Here is a 19,619-nt window from a genome sequence, read left to right on the forward strand (position 1 = left end):
CTGCCCGAGCTGAGCCGGCCGCTGGTGCTCGACGCGGCCGCGGACCCCTACGCCCGCGCCCTGGTCACCCTGGTGGGCCGGGCGGTGCGCGCTCGCGTGCCGGTCCCGGCCGAGGAGCGCGCCGTGCTCGAGCTGGTCTCCGTGATCGCCACCGAGGGCCGGGTCGGGCTGCCGATCGCCCACCGGGCCGCTGCCCGGGCATTCATCGACGACCACCTGGCCGACCCGCGCCTCTCCGCCGCCGAGGTGGCGGCCGGCGCGGGCATCTCCGAGCGGCACCTGTCACGGCTGTTCGCCGAGGCCGGCACCTCCGTGCCGCGCCACATCCTCGGCCGCCGGCTCGACCTGGCGCACAGCATCCTCGCCAGCGCCGCGGACACCGACGTACGGACCGTGGACGTGGCCGTGCGCTGCGGGTTCACGTCGATGTCGCACTTCTCGCAGGCCTTCCGCCGGCGGTTCGGGATCACCGCCGGCCAGGCCCGCCGTCAGCAGCTGAGGTAGGGGTCCGCCCAGGCGCTGGTGATCCGGGCGGCGCGCTGGGCCTGGCCCGGCTTGGTGAGCAGGTGGTCGGAGCCCTCGAGGGAGACGAAGCTGCGCGGGTGGCGGGCCAGCTGGAAGATGGCGCTGGCATTGTCGATCGCGACGGTGTCGTCGGTCGGCGAGTGCATCACCAGCAGCGGCAGCCGCAGGTTGCGGATCGCCTCGTGCAGGTCGGCCCGGCGCACGTCCTCCACGAAGGCCCGCTTCAGGGTCAGCGCCTTGTGACCGCCGACCAGCCACTGCGCGGCCCCGTCGGCGAGCACCCGACCGACCACGGCGTCGTACTGATGCTCGACATGGCTCGGGTCCACCGGCGCCCCGACCGTCACCACGGCCCGTACGCCGGGCGCGCGGCAGGCCGCCGCGATCACCGCGGCGCCTCCCCAGGAGTGCCCGACGAGCAGGTCGGCGGGGGTGCCGCGATCGGCCATGAACTGGGCCGCCAGCACGGTGTCGTCGACCTTCACGGTGAACGAGCCGTCGCCCCAGTCACCCTCGGAGTCGCCGAGGCCGAGATTGTCGAAGCGCAACATGCCGATGCCCTCGCTGGCCAGCTGCCGGCAGATCCGGGCCGCGGCCGGCGAGTCCTTGCCGAGGGTGAAGCCGTGGGCGAACAGTCCCCAGCCTCTGACCTCTCCTTGAGGCAGGTCGATCAGTCCGGCGAGGGTCGGTCCGGTGGAGCTGGAGAAGTGCACGCGTTCGGCCACGGGGAGAATGGTGCCCGATTCGTGGCCGCACGCGAATCTCCGGTAATGTCTGCCCACGGCTTGGCCAGGTAGCTCAGTTGGTACGAGCGATCGACTGAAAATCGATAGGTCGGCGGTTCGACCCCGCCCCTGGCCACCACCCGTCGAACGCCCCCGATCCGTCGGGGGCGTTCGGCCTTCGTGGGCGGGATCAGCCGCGCCGGGCCTGGGCGTACCCGAAGGAGCCGTCGACCTGGACGGTCACGTCGAAGCCGGCCTCGGCCAGCCAGCCGCCGACCTCGTCGGCGGTGGCCGAGCGCCCCACCAGGTCGGCGGCGCGACCGGCGGCGAGGATCGGCCGGTAGCGCAGGCCCGCGTCCGAGCGCAGCCAGGTCAGCGCGATCCGGTCCCGGCTGACCCTGGCCAGCTCGCGTACGGCGGCCCGCGGGTCCGGGAAGCAGTGCAGCCCGGTGAGGCTGAGGCAGAGGTCGACGGAACGGTCCTGCAGCGGCAGCGCGGCCACGTCGGCCTCGAGGGTCTCGACGACGACACCGAGCCGGGCCGCCATCCGTGCCGTGCGCCGCAGCATCGCGGGCGCGATGTCCACAGCGACGTAGCGCAGTGGCGGCGCGCCCACCAGCCCGGACAGCGCCACCCCGCCGCCGCAGGGGACATCGAGCACCGTGCCACCGGCCGGTACGTCGCGGATCGCGGCGATGGCGTCGTACATCCCGGCGAGGTCGGTGCCGAACGCCACCCGGCCGACCGCACCGGCGAGCAGGCGGTGACGCATCCCGAACGTGTAGACCGTCGCCCACGGATGATCCAGTCGCCAGGTGTCGCTCACGTCGCTGCCGCGTCGCCAACCGGTCACGGGCTCAGGCTAGTTGCTCTCCTTTGTCCGCTGCGAACAAAATCCGGGACCCGATCCACGCCGTCTCCACAGGAAACCGCGGGTGAAGACAGCCAGCATGGGCTCACCATGGATCTCATCTACCCCGCGGTCATCGCCGCCGCCCGCGCCTGGGTGAAGCTCGGCGACGTCCGGATCGATCTCACCGGCACCGAGCGCATCCCCACCGAGGGCGGCGCCTTGCTGGCGATCAACCACCTGTCCTACGTCGACTACGTGCTGGCCGGCTACCCGGGCGCCGAGCGCGGTCGGCTGACCCGGTTCATCGCGAAGCGGGAGGTGTTCGACCACCCGATCGGCGGCCCGGTGATGCGCTCCTTCCACCACATCAGCATCGACCGCGCCTCCGGGCGGGAGGGCATGCAGACGGCGGCACAGAAGCTGCGCGAGGGCGAGCTGGTCGGGATCTTCCCCGAGGGCACCATCTCGCGCAGCTTCCTGATCAAGGAGCTCAAGAGCGGTGCGGTGCGGATCGCCGCCGACGCCGGCGTACCCCTGATCCCGGTCGTGCTGTGGGGCACCCAGCGCTTGCTCACCAAGGGCCAGAAGGCCGACTTCTCCCGGCACCGCACCATCGGCATCGAGGTGGGCGAGCCGATGCACCCGACCGCGATCGACCCGGCCGCCGAGACCGCCGAGCTCCGGGCACGGATGGAGGAGATGCTCGACCGGCTGATCCGCAAGCACCCGGCGCAGGAGCAGCCGCCGGGCTCGTGGTGGCTGCCGCAGGCCTACGGCGGCTCGGCGCCCACCCTGGCCGAGGCCGAGCAGATGTACGTCGAGGAGCGCCGGCTGCGAGCCGAGCGCAAGGCGGCCCGCGCCCGCGCCGGCCGGGGGTGATACGTCAGGCGATCGCAGCCCCCAGGTCGCGCAGCACCGCGCTGACGATGCGCTGCGAGGCACCCACGCTGTCGACGATCCAGGCCACCATCTCCGGGTCCTGCAGGGCCGGCACCTGAGTCAGCGCCTCCACGTGCTCGTCGTCGAGCGAGATCAGCAGCAGCACCAGCCACGGCCCACGGTCGAGAGTGCGTGCCGCCTCGATCACCATCGACATGACCTGGGGATCCAGCGTGGCCGGCACGTTGGCCAACGCCGGCAGCGTCTCGGCGGGCAGCTGGGACATGCCGGGGATGGCCGCCTCCCAGGCCCGGATGCGGTGCACCGTGTCGACGAACAGGTTGCGCACCGGCGCCTCCTGCTGCGCCACCTGGGCCAGGATCCGCGCCACGCTGGTGGTCGAGAGCGACTCGACCAGCATGACCGCCTCGTCCAGGTGCGCCGAGATCGCCATCGCCTGCACGAGCGAGCCGAGCCGCTCGTCGGGGAGCAGGTCGATGACCCGCTCGAGGTCGGCGGGCTCGTCGGCGTACAGCGCGATCTGGAGCATCTCCGCGCCGCCGATCAGGCCGACCAGCTCGGTCAGCGGCTCCAGGGCGACCACCGGAACCAGCCGTGCGGCGGTGACCCACTCGCGCCGCCGCAGCAGCAGCCGGCCGACGTCGACGATGAAGTCGTCGGCGAGCTGGGCGACCAGCGGGCCGATCCGGCGGGGGTCGAGGTGGGGCGCCATGTCCGCGATGAACTCGGGCTCCAGATGGCGGGCGATCTTCACCGCGTCCTCGACCGGCAGGACGCCGGCGACGCGGGCGGCGATCTGCGGGCCGAGCGCCTTCTGCGCGATCGCCGCGGTCACCGAGGGCGGCACCATCTTGCTGACGCCGGCCAGGCGCTCGAAGCGGGCCTCGTGCCGGCGGTACGTCGCCGCCAGCAGCTCGTGCCGCAGCTCACGGATCACGGCGGCCGGCACTTCGGCGAGGAACGAGAACTCGCTCGGATCGCTGCCGAGCACGTGCGCGATCTTGGCGACCTCCAGGCGCGATCCGGGATAGGACATCAGGCCTCCATCCCGAGCAGTCCCCGCGCCGCCCCGCGCACCGGCCAGGGCAGCGACTCCAGCGTCTCGCGGACGCCGACCTCGATCGCGTTGTCCTCGACGGCAACCATGGTGGCCACGGCGGCGTCGAGCTTCCACAGCTGCCCGGCGTCCAGCGACGCCAGGTCCGCCAAGCGTTCCGGATCCACCCCGAGTCGCCCGGCAAGCGAGGCAAGGACTTCTTCGTTCACGTTGGGCCTCCCTCCCAGACCGCTCATCGTGCGACGCCCGTCACACCTGAGACAAAGAGACACGGATACTTCTCCCTCGTGACACCGCCACGCTTCGTCCCGTTCGCCCGGCTCCGCCCGATCGCGCTGGTGGCAGAACCGGTCCAGACCACCAGCGACGGCCCCTGCCCGCAGCCGGCACCGTCGGCGGCGCTGGTCGCGTCCGGCATCACGGGGCGGGTCACCATCCGCTGGTCCTCGGGCGCCGACCACCTCGCCGCCTCGTACGCCGACGGCCTGGTCACCGTGGCGGTCACCACCGCCGGCCGCACCAGCACCCATCGCAGCCGCCGCCACGGCCGCGTCGACAGCACTCCCGACCAGCTCGCGCTCACCCTGACCGGCACTCACCTGACCGCGCTCACCCGCGCGAACGGCGCCTGGACCGCCCGCGCCCGGATCGACCTGGCCGATCGGATCGACACGCGGGACGAGTCCTGGCTGGCCGGCCTGGCGGTGAGTCACTCGGGTCGGGTCGACCGGGTCGAGGCGGGCGGGTTCGGCCAGCTGGGGCTACGGGACCTGCGGGTGGTCAGCCACGCGGACGGGACGCCGTACCTGCTGGAGGGGCGGGCCGTGCTCAGCGCCACCAGCGCCGGGCCGGGCTTCTTCGACACCGCGCACACCTCGGTCTGGACGCTCGACCCGGAGACGCTGGCGCTGGAGCACCGCAGCGACCTGTTCTTCCGGCGGCCCGACCGACCCGGCGTGTACGGCGACCACGCCACCCACCTGGTGCGCGACCCTTCGACAGGCTCAGGGCAGGCACGCTGGCTGGTCGCCACCAGCACGTGGGGCGACTTCGACCCCAACCGCCGGGGCGCGAGCGTGGGCGTGACGCTGGCCCACACGGACGCCGACCTGCTGGCCGGGCGGCACGTGCTGGACACCGAGCCGCTGGCGCTGCCGACCGACGGCTTCGCCTCGGTCGGGGTCTGGGACCCGCACCTGGTGCGCACCGACGACGAGTGGCTGGTGGGCTACGTCAGCGCCCGCCGGTTCTTCCGGTTCCACCCCGTGCTCGCGGGCGGGCCCAGCCTGGACCGACTCACCCTGCGCGGCGTCGACGCCCGGCGGCGCGCGACCGAGGGCACCACGCTGGCCCGCCTAGACGGAGCCTGGCGGGTGCTGGCGAGCGACGGCCGAGACGGTCGACGCGGACAGCGCGAGCGCTACCCGGTCTTCGACCTGGCCATGAACGAGCTCGGCGCGATCGAGGCGCCGTACCCGACGAACATCCCCTGGCCGACGCTGCTACCGGTCGGCGACCGGCTGCTGCTGGTCGGGTTCGACGGCACGCGGGCCGGCGGTGAGCTGCTGGGCTACGGCACCCACGGCGACGTGGTGATCGCCGAGGGCGCCGGCTGACGCCTCAGTCGCGCGAGGACCCCCGGTAGTCCGGCCACTCCTCGACCTCTTCGGTCTCGGTGTTGTCCGTGTCGCCATGCAGCTCACGCGCCAGCGCACCGAAGTCGGTGTCGTGAGTGCGGTACTTCAGGTCGCGTGCGACCTTCGTCTGCTTGGCTTTCGCTCGGCCGCGCCCCATAGGGTCCAGCCCCCTCGCACACTTGGCCGGGATAGCTCCCGGGACTGTCTCAAAGAGTTCTCGTGGGGCCAACGCTACCTGCTGACAGGGCGTTCCCGCACACTCGCGGCGCCAAAATGCGTTCGCGGGCGGTGAACGTCACGTCAGCGGCCCCGCAGAGGTCACCAGCCGGGGTGCTGGCCGACCAGCTCGACCCGCCCGCCCGGGGTCGCGTCGACCTCGCCGGCGACCCACGCGTCGACGCCGTGTTCGGCCAGCAGCGCGAGTGCGGCGTCCACGTCGTCGGGAGCGGTCAGGGCGACCATGCCGACACCGCAGTTGAGCGTCATCTCGAGGTCGGCCTGGGCGATGTCGCCGGTACGGCGCACCAGGTCGAAGATCGGCGCCGGGGTCCAGCTGGCGCGGTCGATCCGGACCGAGACCGTGTCCGGGAGGACGCGCTCGAGGTTGGCCGCCAGGCCGCCGCCGGTGACGTGGGACATGGCGTGCGTCCGGGTCCCGCGGGCCAACGCCAGGCAGGCCTTGGCGTAGATCTTGGTGGGCACCAGCAGCTCCTCGCCGAGGGTCCGGTCGAGCTCGTCGACCCGCTGGTCGAGGGAGTACGCCGGCAGCAGCACGTGCCGCACCAGGGAGTAGCCATTGCTGTGCAGCCCGCTGGCCGCCATCGCGATGACCACGTCGCCGGCGGTCACCCGCTCGGCGCCGAGCAGCGCCTCGGCCTCGACCACACCGGTCGTGGAGCCGGCCACGTCGTACTCGTCGGGCGAGAGCAGGCCCGGGTGCTCGGCCGTCTCCCCGCCGACCAGCGCGCAGCCGGCCTCGACGCAGGCCTCGGCGATGCCCTTGACGATCGCGGCGATCCGCTCGGGGACCACCTTGCCGGTGGCGATGTAGTCGGTGAGGAACAGCGGCTCCGCGCCGCAGACCACCAGGTCGTCGACGAGCATGCCGACCAGGTCGAAGCCGATGGTGTCGTGCTTGTCCATGGCCTGCGCGATCGCGACCTTGGTGCCCACGCCGTCGGCCGAGGTGGCCAGCAGCGGGCGCTGGTAGGCCTTGAGGAACGATGCGTCGAACAGCCCGGCGAACCCACCGATGCCACCCACCATCTCGGGACGGCGGGCCTTCTCGATCCACTCCTTCATCAGCTCGACAGCGCGGTCGCCGGCGTGGATGTCGACGCCGGCTTCGGCGTAGGCGTTCGTCGGAGTGGTCACGGACGTCTCCTCGGGGATCGAGCTGGTCGAGATCAGGGGTTGTTGAGGACCGGGAGGGCCTTGCCGACCGTCGGGGACTGCAGCGACACCTCGAGCAGGTGCTTGCCGAGCAGGCTTTCGTCGGGGAGCGCCACCGGGTACTCGCCGGTGAAGCAGGCGGCGCACAGCTGGTCGGCGGGCTGGCGGGTCGCCCCGATCATGCCCTCCAGTGAGATGTAGCCCAGCGAGTCGGCGCCGATGGAGGAGGCGATCTCCTCCACGTCGAGGCCGTTGGCGATCAGCTCGGCGCGGGTGGCGAAGTCGATGCCGTAGAAGCAGGGCCACTTCACCGGCGGGCTGGAGATCCGCACGTGCACCTCGAGCGCGCCGGCCTCGCGCAGCATCCGCACCTGGGCGCGCTGGGTGTTGCCGCGCACGATCGAGTCGTCGACCACGACGATCCGCTTGCCGCGGATCATGTGCTCCAGGGCGTTGAGCTTGAGCCGGATGCCGAGCTGGCGCAGGGTCTGGCTGGGCTGGATGAACGTGCGGCCGACGTAGGAGTTCTTCACGAAGCCCTGGCCGAACGGGATGCCAGACTCTTCGGCGTAGCCGGTCGCCGAGGGGGTGCCGGACTCGGGCACCGGGATGACCAGGTCGGCCTCGACCGGATACTCGCGAGCGAGCACACGGCCCATCTCGACCCGCGACTCGTGCACGTTGCGGCCGGCGATGTTGGCGTCGGGGCGGGCCAGGTAGACGTACTCGAAGACGCAGCCCTTGCGCTCCGGCTCGGCGAATCGGTAGGAGCGCAGCCCGTCCTCGTCGATGACGACCATCTCGCCCGGCTCGATCTCGCGGACGACGCTGGCGCCGACCGTGGCCAGTGCGGCGTCCTCGGAGGCGACCACCCAACCGCGGTCGAGCCGACCCAGCACCAGCGGCCGGATGCCCTGCGGGTCGCGGGCGGCATACAGCGTGTTCTCGTTGATCCAGACCAGGCAGAACGCGCCCTTGACCTTCGGCAACAGTTCCAGCGCGCGCTGCTCCAGGCTGCTGTCGGGGTGGTGGGCGAGCAGCTCGGTGAGCAGCGAGGTGTCGTTGGTCGAGACCGGCTCGGCGGCGCGCACCGGGTCGCCGGCGCGGTCCGGCAGCCGGCCGACGAGCTCGCGCAGTTCGTGGGTGTTGATCAGGTTGCCGTTGTGCCCCAGCGCGATCGAGCCGTCGGCGGTGGGCCGGAACGTGGGCTGGGCGTTCTCCCAGGTGCTGGCTCCGGTGGTGGAATACCGGGCGTGACCGACGGCCAGGTGGCCTTTGAGCGAGTTCAGCGTGGACTCGTCGAAGACCTGCGAGACCAGACCCATGTCCTTGTAGACCAGGATCTGCCGGCCGTTGCTGACCGCGATGCCGGCCGACTCCTGACCGCGGTGCTGCAGCGCGTAGAGCCCGAAGTACGTCAGCTTGGCGACGTCCTCACCCGGAGCCCAGACGCCGAAGACGCCGCACTGGTCCTGGGGACCCTGGTCCTGCGGGTCGAGGGCGGTGGTCAGACGACCATCGCCCCCGCGGCGCGGGCCACGACTGGTGGAGGGCACGCGCCGATTCTACGGGCCGGTCATGGATAGGGCCGAAACGACGACAAGGTACGGCGGCGTGACGCACCCTGGTGCGGTGTCACCAGCCGCCGCGCCCGCCGACGAGGTCACCGTTGCCACGCTGCAGCTGATCGTCGACGCCACCGCGCTGCTGGGCGGCTTCGGTCGCGCCGCCATCCACCTGGTGCGGCCGGACGGCCGGCTGGAGGCGGTCGCCGGGGTCGGTGACGGGGCCGAGTGCCCCGACGGCCTCGACGCCGTACCGAAGCTGATCGAGCGGGCCGAGCCGTGGGGCCGGTTCCGCTTCCGGCCAGCCGACGGCGCGCCCGACGACGGACGCTGGCATGACGGCGACCTGCTGTTCGCCCCGCTCGTGGACGCCAGCGGGGACCTGCGCGGGCTGTTCCGGCTGGACCGCCCCGTCAGCGGCCGGCGGCCGGATCCGGCGCTGCGCGACCGGCTCGACCTGTGTGCCGAGCAGGCCGGCAGCGCGATCGTGACGGCGCTGGAGCGCGAGCGCGTCGCCGAGCAGGTCCGTCACGCGGAGGCCGCCCGGGCACTGGTCCGCCGGGCCACCCACCACGTCGCCGGGGACCAGCCGGTCGAGTCGATCCTGACCGAGCTCGGCGAGGCGCTGGTGACACACTTCGGACTCGCCGCGCTGTGGATCCAGCTCTTCGGCGAGGACGGCGAGGCGCCCGTGCTCGCCCACGCCGCCGCGCCGCTGACCGAACGGCCGCCGATCACTCTCGACCCCCGGTTCGTGCCGTACGCGCCCGCCATCGCGAGCCGGCTGTGGGCCGAGCAGGCGATCGGTGTGTACGGCCGCGGCGAGCGACACCACGTCGACGAGTCGAACACCGAGCCGGTCGCCCTCGCCGAGCGGTACCTGGCCGACCAGGACCTGGAGTCGATGCTCTACGCCCCGCTGGGGGCCGGCTCGGAGTGCCTGGCTCAGGTCACGATGGTGCGCACCCGCGGCGCGCCGCGGTGGACCGGCCTCGAGATCGAGGCCGTCCGCGAGATCGGCCGCGACCTGGGCGCGATCTTGTTCAACGCGCGTGCCGACCAGCGCGACCGGGAGCTGCTCGCCGACCTACGTGCGCTCGACGCCCACAAGAGCGAGATGGTCGCCACCGTCTCGCACGAGCTGAAGAACCCGCTCACCGCGATCCTGACCAACCTCGAGCTGGCCGAGACGGCCGCCCCGGAGAACGTGGCGCAGGTCCTCGCCGCCGTCGATCGCAGCGTGCAGCGGATGGTGAGCATCGTGGCCGACCTGCGCACGCTCGGCGAGATGGGAGCGGAGGACGACCCCGCCGACGTCGTACCCGTCGACCTGGCGGCGATCGCGCGCGACGTGGTCGACCTGGTCGGCGACGCGGCCGGCCGGCGCGGCCTCACCCTCGCACTGCGCTGCCCGGCCGACCCGGTGCTGGTCACCGGACACGCTGCCGAGCTCGACCGCGTGGTGATGAACCTGGTCGGCAACGCGATCAAGTACTCCCCCGACGGCGGCCGAATCCGGGTCGGCGTCCAGCCCACGCCGGACGAGGTCGTGCTCACCGTCGCCGACCAGGGCATCGGCATCGACGAGGAGGACCAGGGGCGCATCTTCAGCGAGTTCTTCCGCTCGCCGAACCCGCGTGCCCGGGCGGAGCCCGGCACCGGGCTCGGCCTGGCGATCGTGCGCCGGATCGTGGAGCGGCACGGTGGCCGGATCGAGCTGGAGTCCGCGCTCGGCGCCGGCGCGACGTTCCGGGTGCGGCTGCCGCGGGAGGCGCGATGACGCCGTACCAGCTGATCGCCGACGGGATCTGCCGCCTGATCGGCTTCGGCCTGGCCGCGGTGAAGGTCGTCGACTGCGACGAGCTGGTCACCGTGGCGGTGGCACACGACCCCGGGTCGAGAGGACCGGGCGGACCGGGCGAGGTCGTCGGCGACCGGGTCCCGGTCGAGCGGCTGCGCCAGGTGTTGAAGGCGGCCGAGGACTGGGGCCGGTTCAGGCTCGCCCGGCGGCTGCCGGAGCACACCCGGCCCGACGACCCGACGCGATGGCATCCCGCGGACCTGCTGATCGCCCCCATCCACGCGCCGTCCGGGGAGCTGCTGGCCTGCCTGACGGTCGGCGTACCCGACGACGGCCGGCTGCCCGGACCGACGAGGCGCGAGCTTCTGGAGCGGTACGCCGAGCAGGCGACCCGCGTGATCGTCACGGCGATCGAGCGCGACCGACTCGCCGAGACCGCCCGACTGGCGACGGCCGCCCGCGACGTGGTCCGGCTGGCCGCCGCCCACGCCACCGTGACCGGCGCGATCGAGGAGCTCGGGCCGGCCCTCAGCTCGGCGTTCGGATTGGTCGGGCTGCGATTGCGGGTCTTCGACAGCGACAGCGGCTTCGTCCACCAGTCCTCCGAGCGGCCGATCGCCCTGGACCCGGCGCTGGGCTCGATCTCGCATGCCGCCGCGGACCGGCTGTGGCGCCGGGGCCAGGCCGGCATCGTCGGACTCTCCCAGCTGCGCAACGCCGACGGCCCACCCGAGAACGTCGCGGCCGTACGGGCCCATCTGGCGGCCAACGACCTGGACTCGATGCTGGTCGTCCCACTCGGCGCCGGCGAGGAGTGCCTCGGCTCGCTCGCCCTGCTGCGCGAGACCGGGGCACCGGCCTGGACCGAGAGCGAGTACGCCGCCGGGATCGACATCGGCCGCGACCTCGGCCTGGTGCTGCGCCGGGCCCGCGCCCGCGAGCGCGAGCGGCAGCTGATCCGCGACCTGGCCGAGCTGGACCGCTACCAGAGCGGGCTGATCGCCACCGTCGCGGCGCAGCTGCAGGATCCGCTCGGGGCGATCCAGGAAGCGCTGGACCGGGCGGTCAACGGACCCGACGGGCTGGACGAGACCGCCGTGGACGGCATCCACGACGGGGCCCGGCGGATGCTGCGGGTGGCCGAGAGCCTGCTGCTGCTCTCTCGGCTCGCCCATCCCGACCACACCCCGGTGCGGCGCGCCGTCGACCTGGCGTCGGTGGTCCGCCGGGTCACCGACCTGACCGCCGTCGCGGCCGAGCGCCGCCGCCTGACCATCACCTCGCGGCTGCCGCCGCACCCGGTGGAGGCCAGCGGCACCGCCGCCGAACTGGAGCGGCTGCTGGTCGAGCTGCTCGGCAACGCGGTGAAGTACACCCCGGACGGCGGCGGCGTGGTGGTCCGCCTGCACCGCGACCCCGAGGACGTCGTGCTGACGGTCGCCGACACCGGGCGCGGCATCGATCCGCAGGAGCAGCCGCACGTGTACGACGACTTCTTCCGCGGCCGGGCCGCCGCCGAGGCCGGCGAGCCGGGCAGCGGCCTGGGCCTGGCGATCGTCGACCGGATCGTGCGCCGCCACCGCGGCCGGATCGAGCTGGACTCCGCGGCCGGGTCGGGGACGACGGTCCGGGTGACGCTGCCGGCGTACCGGCGCTAGCGTCGCGCCCCGACTCAGAGACCGACTCAGAGACCGACGCTGCCCTGCGTGATGCCGCCGTCGACGGTCACGGTCGTCGCGGTCATGTAGCCGGCCTTCCCGGAGGCCAGGAAGACGACCACGTCGGCGATCTCGTCGGCATCGGCCATCCGCCCCAGCGGGATGGCGGCGTCGAGCCTCTTCATCTTCTCCGGGTCGGCCTCCGTGGAGGCGTTGATCGGGGTGCTGACCGCGCCGGGTGCGACGTTGATCATCCGGATGCCGTGCTCGCCCAGCTCGACGGCGGCGGTCCGGGTGAGCATCCGGATGCCGCCCTTGGAGACGCAGTAGGCGATGTTCCCCGGCATCGGCCAGTCCTCGTGCACCGAGGAGATGTTGATGATCAGCCCACCGCCGCCCTGGGCGATGAACTGCTTGGCTGCCGCCTGGCTGCCGAAGAAGGCGCTCTTCATGTTGACGGCCATCACCTTCTCGAAGTCGGCCTCGGTGGTGTCGAGCAGACCGGTCCGGTTCTCGATGCCGGCGTTGTTGACCAGGACGTCGAGGCGGCCGAAGGCGTCCACCGCCTTGCGCACCATCGCATGCAGGTCCTTGGACTTGGAGACGTCCGCCTGGATGCCCACGGCGCGACCGCCGACCTGCTCGATGCGCTGGACGAGGGCGGCGGCCTCGTCCGGGTGCGCGACGTAGTCGATGACGACGTTGGCGCCCTCGCGCGCCGCCGCCAGCACGATCGCCTCGCCGATCCCGCTGTTGCCGCCGGTGACGACGATGGTCCGGTCCTTCAGCAGCATTCCCGCTCCTTCCGCTCGCTCGGACCGGTACGCCGGCCCGCTAGGAGGTCCCGGTAACCCCCAGGCCCGGCGCCACCGGCCGGCCGGGCTCAGCCGAGGTTGCGCAGCAGCAGCGCCTCGCCCAGGACGACCCGCTCGAACTCCGCCAGGTGCAGTCCCTCGTTGGGGCCGTGTGCTCGAGTGTCGGGGTCCTCGACGCCGGTGACCAGCACGCTCGCCGCCGGGAAGGCCTCCTTGAACTCCGCGATGAACGGGATCGAGCCGCCCACGCCCATGTCGATCGGCGCGGTGCCGTCCCATGCCTCGGTGAAGGCGGCGCGAGCCGCGTCGTAGGCGGGGCCGGTGGCCTCCAGGACTGTCGGCTCACCGGTGTCCACCACCGTGGTGGAGAGCTCCGCGCCCCACGGGACGTGCTTCTCGAGGTGCTCCCGGAGCCGCTTGACGGCGTTCTCGCTGGTGTCGCCGGGGGCGATCCGGATGGTGACCTTGGCCCGGGCCGAGGGCACCAGGGTGTTGGAGGCGCCGTCGACCTTGGGTGCGTCGATGCCGGTGACGGTGATGGCCGGCTTCGTCCACAGCCGCTCGACGGTGGAGCCGGTCCCGACCCAGTGGGTGCCGGGCGCCGCGCCCGACTCGGCGCGCAGTCGGTCCTCGGGGTAGTCCACATCCGCGGCCGGACCGCTGACCAGGCCCTCGACGGCCGCCGAGCCGTCCTCGGTCCACAGTGTGTTGAGCAGCCGGGTCAGCGCCATCAGGGCGTCCGGCACCAGGCCGCCCCACATGCCGGAGTGGACGGCATGGGTCAGGGTGCGGACCTCGACGTCGACGCGGATCAGCCCGCGCAGGCTGGTGGTCAGGGCCGGTACGCCGATGTCCCAGTTGCCGGAGTCGCCGATCACGATCACGTCGGCGCGCAGCCGCTCCTGGAACTTCTCCAGCAGCTCGGGCAGGGTCGCGCTGGCGACCTCCTCCTCGCCCTCGATGAAGAGCCGGACGGTGACCGGCAGGTCACCGTGCTCGTTCGAGCGGGCCAGCGCCCGGATCGCGCCGAGGTGCATCGCGATGCCGGCCTTGTCGTCGGCGGCGCCGCGGCCGTAGAGCCGCTCACCGCCCCGCTCGTCCGTGCGCAGCGTCGGCTCGAAGGGCGCGCTCTCCCAGTCGGCCGGGTCGTTCTCCGGCTGGACGTCGTGGTGGGCGTAGAGCAGCACCGTGGGTGCACCCTCGGGGCCCTTCCGCTCGCCGACGACGGCCGGCGGCGCACCGTCGTACGCCCGCACGATCTCGACCTCGAAGCCCTCGGCCGCGAACAGGTCGGCGGTCTTCTGTGCGCTCTTCTCGACCTCGCCCAGCCGGGCCGGGTCGGCGCTGACGGACTGGATCCGGACCAGGTCCTTGAGGTCCTCCAGCAGGGCCGGCATGAGGTCGTGGACGGTCGCCTTGAGGTCGGTCATGGCCCCAGCCTAGGACGCTACAAAGGCAGGTACGCCGACAGGTCGGTCCGCTCACCGCTCGCCCGCAGCCGGCCGGCGTCGACGGCCTCACTCCACGTCAGCTCACCGACCGCGAGCGCGATCCAGGTGGCCGCGTCGGTCTCGATCACCGCGGGCGGCGTACCCCTGGTGTGCCGGACGCCCTCGACGCACTGGATGGCGGCGTACGGCGGCACCCGCACCTCCACGCTCTTCCCGGGCGCCCTGGCCTCGAGCAGTGCGAGGTAGTGCTTGGTCAGCAGCCGCAGGTCCGCTCGCTCGGCACTCCCGGCCGCGAGCCGGGCGCGGGCGGCGGCGACCTCCTCGCGGGAGGAGGGCCGGAGTCGAGCCGGCATCAGGGCGCCCCGTCCTCGTCGCGGACGGCGTCGTAGGGCTGCAGCAGCATCAGCAGACGCTGGGTGCTCCGGTCGCCGTCGTCACGACCCGCCGTGCGCTGCCGCCACTGCTCCACCAGCTCGGTCAGCTCCTCCCCGAGTTGGCGCGACTCCTCCTTCGTCAGCCGGAGCGCGTGGTCGCTGATCATCACGTGGATGGCGGGATCCTCGTGGCGGTAGTAGGCCTGCTCGACGAGTTGGTGCGCCTCGGCGCCGGCCTGGCGGCGGAAGACCGCCACCGCGCTGGCCCCGCCCGGCTCCTTCTCCAACTTGTCCAGGCTGAGGGTCCAGCCGCTCGGGCTGGTGGTGCGCCAGACCCGGTCGCGGCGGTCGCGGGCGAGCTCGGGAGCCTCCTCGACGAGGTGGTACTTCGCCAGCTGGCGCAGGTGGAAGCTGGCCTGGTTGGCCGGGATGTCGATCTGATCGGCGATGTCGGCGGCACGCATCGGGCCGCCCGCCGACAGCTCGGCGAGGATCCGGTTGCGGACCGGATGCGCCACCGCGCGCAGCACCCGGACGTCGTCGATGCGCTGGTAGCGCTCCTGGCTCGACTCACTCACGGCACCATCGTAGCCAAATCCGCACTACCTATTGCGCAATAGTCAGTGCGCAAGTTATGTTGCGGGACATGCCGCGCTTCCGGGACCTCGCTCGCAACCACGACTTCACCGTGCTCTGGGTCGGCCAGACGATCAGCGAGCTCGGCAGCCGGATGAGCGCCTTCGTGTTCCCGATCCTCGCCCTGCAGCTGTCCGGCTCGACGCTGGTCGCCTCGATCGCCGAGGCGACCTATCTGGCCGGCGTGGCCGTGGCCTTGCTGCCCGCCGGCGTCCTGGCCGACCGAGCGGACCGCCGTCGGCTGATGCGGCTGACCAGTGGAGCCGGCGTGTTCCTCTACGGGTCGCTCGTCGTCGCCGGCGCGCTCGGCCACCTGACCATCCCGCATCTGCTGGTGGTCGGGCTGCTCACCGGCGTCGGGGCCGGGGTCTTCTCCCCCGCGGAGATGTCCGCGGTCAAGGACGTGGTCAGCACGGAGGACCTGCCCACGGCGTTGAGCCAGAACCAGGCCCGCCAGCACGTCGCCAGCCTGCTCGGCGGCCCGGTCGGCGGCGCGCTGTACGGCATCACCCGATGGTTCCCCTTCCTCGCCGACGCCGCGTCGTACGCCGTCGCCTTCGTGCTGCTCGGCCGCCTGCGCACCGACCTCTCCGCCGCTCCCGCCGCGGGCACGAGCAGGGTCCGGCGGGATCTCGTCGACGGATTCGGCTACATCGCGCGGCATCGCTTCCTGCGGGTGGTGCTGATCTGGTCGGCGTGGGTGAACCTCACCATCAACGCGATCTTCTTCGTCACACTCGTCCGCCTGGTGCGGGCCGGGTTCCACCCCGGCCAGATCGGGCTGGCCGACGCGGCGGCCTCGGTGTGCGGCGTCGTCGGAGCGGTGCTCGCACCGATGATCATCGACCGCTACCCGACCGGCCGACTGACCGTCCTGATCGCCTGGAGCTGGGTGCCACTGATGATCCCGCTGGCGCTGTGGAACCACCCCCTGGTGATGGCGATCGCCCTGGGCGCGGGCCTGCTGCTCAATCCCGCCGGCAACGCGGGGATCGGCGCCTACCGGGTGGCCACCACGCCGGACGCGCTCCAGGGCCGGGTGACCTCGACCATGCAGTTCACCTCGTGGTCGACGATGCCGCTGGCGCCGGTCGTCGGTGGCGTACTCCTCACCAGCCTCGGCGGCCCCGGCGCGATCCTGGCGCTGACCGTGCTCACCGCGACCGTCGCGCTGGTCCCGACGCTCTCGGCCTCGGTGCGCTCGATCCCACGACCGGCCGACTGGACCGGCACGCCGGCCGGCCCTCGGATCAGCGCTCGATCAGCCGCTGCGGGGTGACCTCGACGCGGAACGGGCGGTCCACGGTCAGGCTCTCCTCGCCGATCGCCTGCCCGACCTCGGCGTAGTGCCCGTCGACCAGCTCGTAGGCGATCACCGACGGCGTGTCGGGGTCGACGATCCAGTAGTGCGCACAGCCGAAGTCCTGCAGCCGGGCGTGCTTGGTGGTGAGGTCGATGGTGCGCGTGCTCGGCGAGAGCACCTCGATCGCGAGCACCGGCGGCGCCGGCAGGTTGTGTGGCGTGAGGTCCGCCATCCGCGCGAGGACGAGATCGGGCTCGAACGAGGTGTGCTCGTCGAGGACCACGTCGAACGGCGCCGTGAACATCTCCCACTCCACCGGAGTCAGCGGATCGAGCAGAAGCAGCAGCCGGCGCACGACCCGCTGATGCAACCGCGATGGCGCGGGGCTCACCAGCAGCATCCCGTCGATCAGCTCATAGCGCCGCCCGTCGTCGGGCATCGCCGCCAGATCGTCGTACGTCAGCGGACGTGACGGGATCGGCAGCTCAAGCATGCTCACGACAGTCATGGTAGGTCTCCTTCTCGCTCATGACCACGAGTCAACGAGCCGCCCCCGAGACGCACAACGACCGCCTCGACGCCTGTGGAAACGGGTGCGAGAGGCGGCCGTTGTGGAGGAGAAGTGGCGCCTATGCCAGCGCGGCCGGCAGGGTGGCCTTCCAGGCAACGGTGAGCTCGTCGAGCGGGATGTCCAGGACGCCCTCGACGGCGTACGACGATCCGCCGGTCTCGCCGATCTCCGTCAGCGGCACGCCGTGCCTGGCGGCGAGCTCGGCGAGGGCGGCCACGGAGGCGTCCGGCACCGTCACGATGGCACGCGCGGCCGACTCCGAGAAGAGCGCCACGAACGGGTCGCCCTCCAGCCGCACCGTCACGCCGATGCCGCTGACCATGGCCGGCTCGGCCAGCGCGTGCATCAGGCCGCCGTCGGAGAGGTCGTGTGCCGAGGACACCACGCCGACCGCGTCGTGCAGCAGCGCCGCGAGCGCCCGCTCGGCGGCCAGGTCCACTCGCGGCGGCAGGCCGCCGAGGTGGCCGTGCACCACGTGCGCCCACTCCGAGCCGGAGAGCTCCTCGCGGGTCTCGCCGAGCAGGAAGACCTTCTCGCCGGCCGCGACGAAGCGCGACGGGGTACGACGCGTGACGTCGTCGATCACGCCGAGCACGGCGACGACCGGCGTCGGGTTGATGGCGACGTCGCCGGTCTGGTTGTAGAGCGACACGTTGCCGCCGGTCACCGGGATGCCGAGCGTCAGGCAGGCGTCCTTGAGGCCGCGGCAGGCCTCGGCGAACTGCCACATCACGGCCGGGTCCTCCGGCGAGCCGAAGTTGAGGCAGTCCGAGACCGCCAGCGGCACCGCGCCACTGGTCGCCACGTTGCGGTAGGACTCGGCCAGCGCGAGCTGGGCGCCGGCGTACGGATCGAGCTTGGCGAAGCGGCCGTTGGCGTCGGTGGAGAGCGCCACCCCGAGGTTGGTGGACTCGTCGACCCGGATCATGCCGGCGTCGGCCGGCTGGGCGAGCACGGTGTTGCCGCGCACGTAGCGGTCGTACTGGTCGGTGATCCAGGACTTGTCGCACAGGTTCTCCGAGGCGACCAGGCGCAGCACCGTCTCGCGCAGCTCCGCGCCCGACGACGGCCGCGGGAGGCGCTCGGCGACGTCGGCCTGGAGCCCGTCCTGCCACTCCGGGCGGGCCAGCGGTCGCTGGTAGACCGGGCCCTCGTGGGCGACGGTGCGCGGGTCGACGTCGACGATGGTCTCGCCGTTCCAGTCGATGACGAGCCGGCCGTTGCCGGTGACCTCGCCGATGGTCGCCGCCTCGACGTCCCACTTGCGGCAGATGGCGTAGAACGTCTCCTCGTCCTCGGGCGCGATGACCGCCATCATCCGCTCCTGGGACTCGCTCATCAGGATCTCCTCGGGAGCGAGCGTGGAGTCCCGCAGCGGAACCTTGGTGAGCTCGACGTGCATGCCGCCGTCGCCGGCAGCGGCCAGCTCGGAGGTCGCGCAGGAGATGCCGGCGGCGCCGAAGTCCTGGATGCCGCGCACAATGCCGGAGGCGAACAGCTCCAGCGTGCACTCGATGAGCAGCTTCTCCATGAACGGGTCGCCGACCTGCACGCTCGGGCGCTTGGCCGGGCCGTCCTCGTCGAACTCCACCGACGCCAGGATCGAGGCGCCGCCGATGCCGTCGCCGCCGGTGCGGGCGCCGTACATGATGACCAGGTTGCCCGCGCCCGACGCCTTGGCCAGGTGCAGGTCCTCGTGCCGCAGTACGCCGACACACAGCGCGTTGACCAGCGGGTTGCCGAGGTAGGAGGCATCGAAGACCGCCTCGCCGCCGATGTTGGGCAGGCCCAGGCAGTTGCCGTAGCCACCCACGCCGGCCACGATCCCGGGCAGCACCCGGTGGGTGTCGTGCTCGGACAGCGGCCCGAAGCGCAGCGGGTCCATCACGGCGACCGGGCGGGCGCCCATCGCCAGGATGTCGCGGACGATGCCGCCGACCCCGGTCGCGGCGCCCTGATAGGGCTCGACGTACGACGGGTGGTTGTGCGACTCGACCTTGAACGTGACCGCATAGCCCTGGCCGATGTCGAGTACGCCGGCGTTCTCACCGATGCCGGCCAGCATCTTGCCGGCGGGGGTCTCCTGCGGGATCTCGCCGAACTGCTTCAGGTGCACCTTGGAGGACTTGTAGGAGCAGTGCTCGCTCCACATCACCGAGTACATCGCCAGCTCGGCCCCGGTGGGCCGCCGACCGAGGATGCGCCTGATCTCGGCGTACTCCTCCTCCTTGAGCCCCAGCTCCGCCCACGGCTGCGCGCGGTCGGGATCGGAGGCGGCGGTGGTGACGGTGTCGAGGGCAGGCTGCGCAGGCGCGGTCACGGCGTCAATCTATCCGCCGGGAGCGCCGGACGCCGA

At 72.4% G+C, this 19,619-nt stretch carries 19 protein-coding genes and 1 tRNA gene; 7 read left to right on the forward strand and 13 right to left on the reverse strand.

Annotated elements, in window-relative coordinates; all coding sequences use genetic code 11:
* Positions 1 to 504: helix-turn-helix domain-containing protein (locus VHA72_RS04670; protein ID WP_325573280.1), on the forward strand; the 504-nt coding region annotated here is incomplete at its 5' end.
* On the opposite strand, the gene VHA72_RS04675 is transcribed toward VHA72_RS04670, so the two are convergent.
* Positions 489 to 1,250 (reverse strand): alpha/beta hydrolase family protein, encoded by a 762-nt coding sequence (locus tag VHA72_RS04675; protein ID WP_325573281.1) that lies wholly within the window; start codon positions 1,248 to 1,250, stop codon positions 489 to 491. The genes VHA72_RS04670 and VHA72_RS04675 overlap by 16 nt on opposite strands.
* A gap of 62 nt (positions 1,251 to 1,312) precedes the next feature.
* On the opposite strand from VHA72_RS04675, the gene VHA72_RS04680 reads away from it, so the two are divergent.
* A tRNA-Phe gene (locus VHA72_RS04680) sits at positions 1,313 to 1,389 on the forward strand.
* A gap of 51 nt (positions 1,390 to 1,440) precedes the next feature.
* Here VHA72_RS04680 and VHA72_RS04685 read toward each other — a convergent pair.
* Positions 1,441 to 2,103 carry a class I SAM-dependent methyltransferase gene (locus VHA72_RS04685; protein WP_325573282.1) on the reverse strand — a complete coding sequence of 221 codons (663 nt, stop codon included), beginning with the start codon at positions 2,101 to 2,103 and terminating at the stop codon, positions 1,441 to 1,443.
* Between the two features lie 108 nt (positions 2,104 to 2,211).
* Here VHA72_RS04685 and VHA72_RS04690 point away from each other — a divergent pair, with 108 nt between their 5' ends.
* Complete coding sequence (locus tag VHA72_RS04690) at positions 2,212 to 2,982, forward strand: lysophospholipid acyltransferase family protein (RefSeq protein ID WP_325573283.1); 771 nt, start codon at positions 2,212 to 2,214, stop codon at positions 2,980 to 2,982.
* A 4-nt stretch (positions 2,983 to 2,986) separates the two neighbouring features.
* On the opposite strand, the gene VHA72_RS04695 is transcribed toward VHA72_RS04690, so the two are convergent.
* Together VHA72_RS04695 and VHA72_RS04700 are read right to left on the reverse strand one after the other, a co-directional pair.
* Positions 2,987 to 4,039, reverse strand: a complete 1,053-nt coding sequence (locus tag VHA72_RS04695; protein WP_325573284.1) for a hypothetical protein — start codon at positions 4,037 to 4,039, stop codon at positions 2,987 to 2,989.
* Positions 4,039 to 4,212, reverse strand: a complete 174-nt coding sequence (locus VHA72_RS04700; RefSeq protein WP_325573285.1) for a hypothetical protein — start codon at positions 4,210 to 4,212, stop codon at positions 4,039 to 4,041. The genes VHA72_RS04695 and VHA72_RS04700 overlap by 1 nt, the downstream gene beginning before the upstream one ends.
* A gap of 135 nt (positions 4,213 to 4,347) precedes the next feature.
* Here VHA72_RS04700 and VHA72_RS04705 point away from each other — a divergent pair, with 135 nt between their 5' ends.
* A complete protein-coding gene (locus VHA72_RS04705) occupies positions 4,348 to 5,676 on the forward strand; it encodes a hypothetical protein (RefSeq protein WP_325573286.1) in 1,329 nt (442 codons plus the stop codon).
* Between the two features lie 4 nt (positions 5,677 to 5,680).
* Here VHA72_RS04705 and VHA72_RS04710 read toward each other — a convergent pair whose 3' ends face one another.
* The 3 genes from VHA72_RS04710 to purF all read right to left on the reverse strand — a co-directional run bounded on the left by VHA72_RS04710 (position 5,681) and on the right by purF (position 8,645).
* Complete coding sequence (locus VHA72_RS04710) at positions 5,681 to 5,854, reverse strand: DUF3073 domain-containing protein (protein WP_325573287.1); 174 nt, start codon at positions 5,852 to 5,854, stop codon at positions 5,681 to 5,683.
* Between the two features lie 161 nt (positions 5,855 to 6,015).
* On the reverse strand, positions 6,016 to 7,071 hold the full coding sequence (purM, locus tag VHA72_RS04715) for a phosphoribosylformylglycinamidine cyclo-ligase (RefSeq protein ID WP_325573288.1): 1,056 nt from the start codon (positions 7,069 to 7,071) through the stop codon (positions 6,016 to 6,018).
* Positions 7,072 to 7,103: 32 nt separating this feature from the next.
* Positions 7,104 to 8,645, reverse strand: coding sequence for an amidophosphoribosyltransferase (gene purF, locus VHA72_RS04720; protein ID WP_325573289.1), 1,542 nt, complete (start codon positions 8,643 to 8,645; stop codon positions 7,104 to 7,106).
* A 76-nt stretch (positions 8,646 to 8,721) separates the two neighbouring features.
* Between purF and VHA72_RS04725 the strand changes: the two genes are divergently transcribed.
* Together VHA72_RS04725 and VHA72_RS04730 are read left to right on the forward strand one after the other, a co-directional pair.
* Positions 8,722 to 10,434 carry a sensor histidine kinase gene (locus VHA72_RS04725; protein ID WP_325573290.1) on the forward strand — a complete coding sequence of 571 codons (1,713 nt, stop codon included), beginning with the start codon at positions 8,722 to 8,724 and terminating at the stop codon, positions 10,432 to 10,434.
* Positions 10,431 to 12,113: a sensor histidine kinase gene (locus VHA72_RS04730; protein WP_325573291.1), complete on the forward strand. Its 1,683-nt coding sequence runs from the start codon at positions 10,431 to 10,433 to the stop codon at positions 12,111 to 12,113. The genes VHA72_RS04725 and VHA72_RS04730 overlap by 4 nt, the downstream gene beginning before the upstream one ends.
* A gap of 26 nt (positions 12,114 to 12,139) precedes the next feature.
* On the opposite strand, the gene VHA72_RS04735 is transcribed toward VHA72_RS04730, so the two are convergent.
* The 4 genes from VHA72_RS04735 to VHA72_RS04750 all read right to left on the reverse strand — a co-directional run bounded on the left by VHA72_RS04735 (position 12,140) and on the right by VHA72_RS04750 (position 15,331).
* Positions 12,140 to 12,907, reverse strand: coding sequence for an SDR family NAD(P)-dependent oxidoreductase (locus VHA72_RS04735; RefSeq protein WP_325573292.1), 768 nt, complete (start codon positions 12,905 to 12,907; stop codon positions 12,140 to 12,142).
* 89 nt (positions 12,908 to 12,996) lie between these two features.
* Entirely contained in the window at positions 12,997 to 14,358 is a 1,362-nt protein-coding gene (locus VHA72_RS04740; protein WP_325573293.1) for a dipeptidase, read from the reverse strand.
* Between the two features lie 17 nt (positions 14,359 to 14,375).
* Positions 14,376 to 14,732, reverse strand: coding sequence for a sterol carrier family protein (locus tag VHA72_RS04745; protein ID WP_325573294.1), 357 nt, complete (start codon positions 14,730 to 14,732; stop codon positions 14,376 to 14,378).
* Positions 14,732 to 15,331 carry a winged helix-turn-helix domain-containing protein gene (locus VHA72_RS04750; RefSeq protein WP_325573295.1) on the reverse strand — a complete coding sequence of 200 codons (600 nt, stop codon included), beginning with the start codon at positions 15,329 to 15,331 and terminating at the stop codon, positions 14,732 to 14,734. The genes VHA72_RS04745 and VHA72_RS04750 overlap by 1 nt, the downstream gene beginning before the upstream one ends.
* Before the next feature lie 68 nt (positions 15,332 to 15,399).
* Here VHA72_RS04750 and VHA72_RS04755 point away from each other — a divergent pair, with 68 nt between their 5' ends.
* Positions 15,400 to 16,668 (forward strand): MFS transporter, encoded by a 1,269-nt coding sequence (locus VHA72_RS04755; RefSeq protein ID WP_325573296.1) that lies wholly within the window; start codon positions 15,400 to 15,402, stop codon positions 16,666 to 16,668.
* Here the strand turns inward: VHA72_RS04755 and VHA72_RS04760 are convergent.
* Positions 16,640 to 17,185: a Uma2 family endonuclease gene (locus tag VHA72_RS04760; protein WP_325573319.1), complete on the reverse strand. Its 546-nt coding sequence runs from the start codon at positions 17,183 to 17,185 to the stop codon at positions 16,640 to 16,642. The genes VHA72_RS04755 and VHA72_RS04760 overlap by 29 nt on opposite strands.
* 136 nt (positions 17,186 to 17,321) lie before the next feature.
* Complete coding sequence (gene purL / locus VHA72_RS04765) at positions 17,322 to 19,583, reverse strand: phosphoribosylformylglycinamidine synthase subunit PurL (protein ID WP_325573297.1); 2,262 nt, start codon at positions 19,581 to 19,583, stop codon at positions 17,322 to 17,324.
* Between the last annotated feature and the right edge of the window lie 36 nt (positions 19,584 to 19,619).

The organism is Nocardioides sp. (assembly GCF_035547795.1).
Taxonomy (GTDB): Bacteria; Actinomycetota; Actinomycetes; order Propionibacteriales; family Nocardioidaceae; genus Nocardioides.

What these genes read in the sequence shown, in the direction of transcription:
- VHA72_RS04735 (WP_325573292.1), bottom strand. Translation starts at nt 12,907, where the DNA reads ATGCTGCTGAAGGACCGGACCATCGTCGTCACCGGCGGCAACAGCGGG.
- VHA72_RS04710 (WP_325573287.1), bottom strand. Translation starts at nt 5,854, where the DNA reads ATGGGGCGCGGCCGAGCGAAAGCCAAGCAGACGAAGGTCGCACGCGAC.
- VHA72_RS04755 (WP_325573296.1), top strand. Translation starts at nt 15,400, where the DNA reads ATGCCGCGCTTCCGGGACCTCGCTCGCAACCACGACTTCACCGTGCTC.
- VHA72_RS04730 (WP_325573291.1), top strand. Translation starts at nt 10,431, where the DNA reads ATGACGCCGTACCAGCTGATCGCCGACGGGATCTGCCGCCTGATCGGC.
- VHA72_RS04690 (WP_325573283.1), top strand. Translation starts at nt 2,212, where the DNA reads ATGGATCTCATCTACCCCGCGGTCATCGCCGCCGCCCGCGCCTGGGTG.
- VHA72_RS04760 (WP_325573319.1), bottom strand. Translation starts at nt 17,185, where the DNA reads ATGCTTGAGCTGCCGATCCCGTCACGTCCGCTGACGTACGACGATCTG.
- VHA72_RS04695 (WP_325573284.1), bottom strand. Translation starts at nt 4,039, where the DNA reads ATGTCCTATCCCGGATCGCGCCTGGAGGTCGCCAAGATCGCGCACGTG.
- VHA72_RS04745 (WP_325573294.1), bottom strand. Translation starts at nt 14,732, where the DNA reads ATGCCGGCTCGACTCCGGCCCTCCTCCCGCGAGGAGGTCGCCGCCGCC.
- VHA72_RS04740 (WP_325573293.1), bottom strand. Translation starts at nt 14,358, where the DNA reads ATGACCGACCTCAAGGCGACCGTCCACGACCTCATGCCGGCCCTGCTG.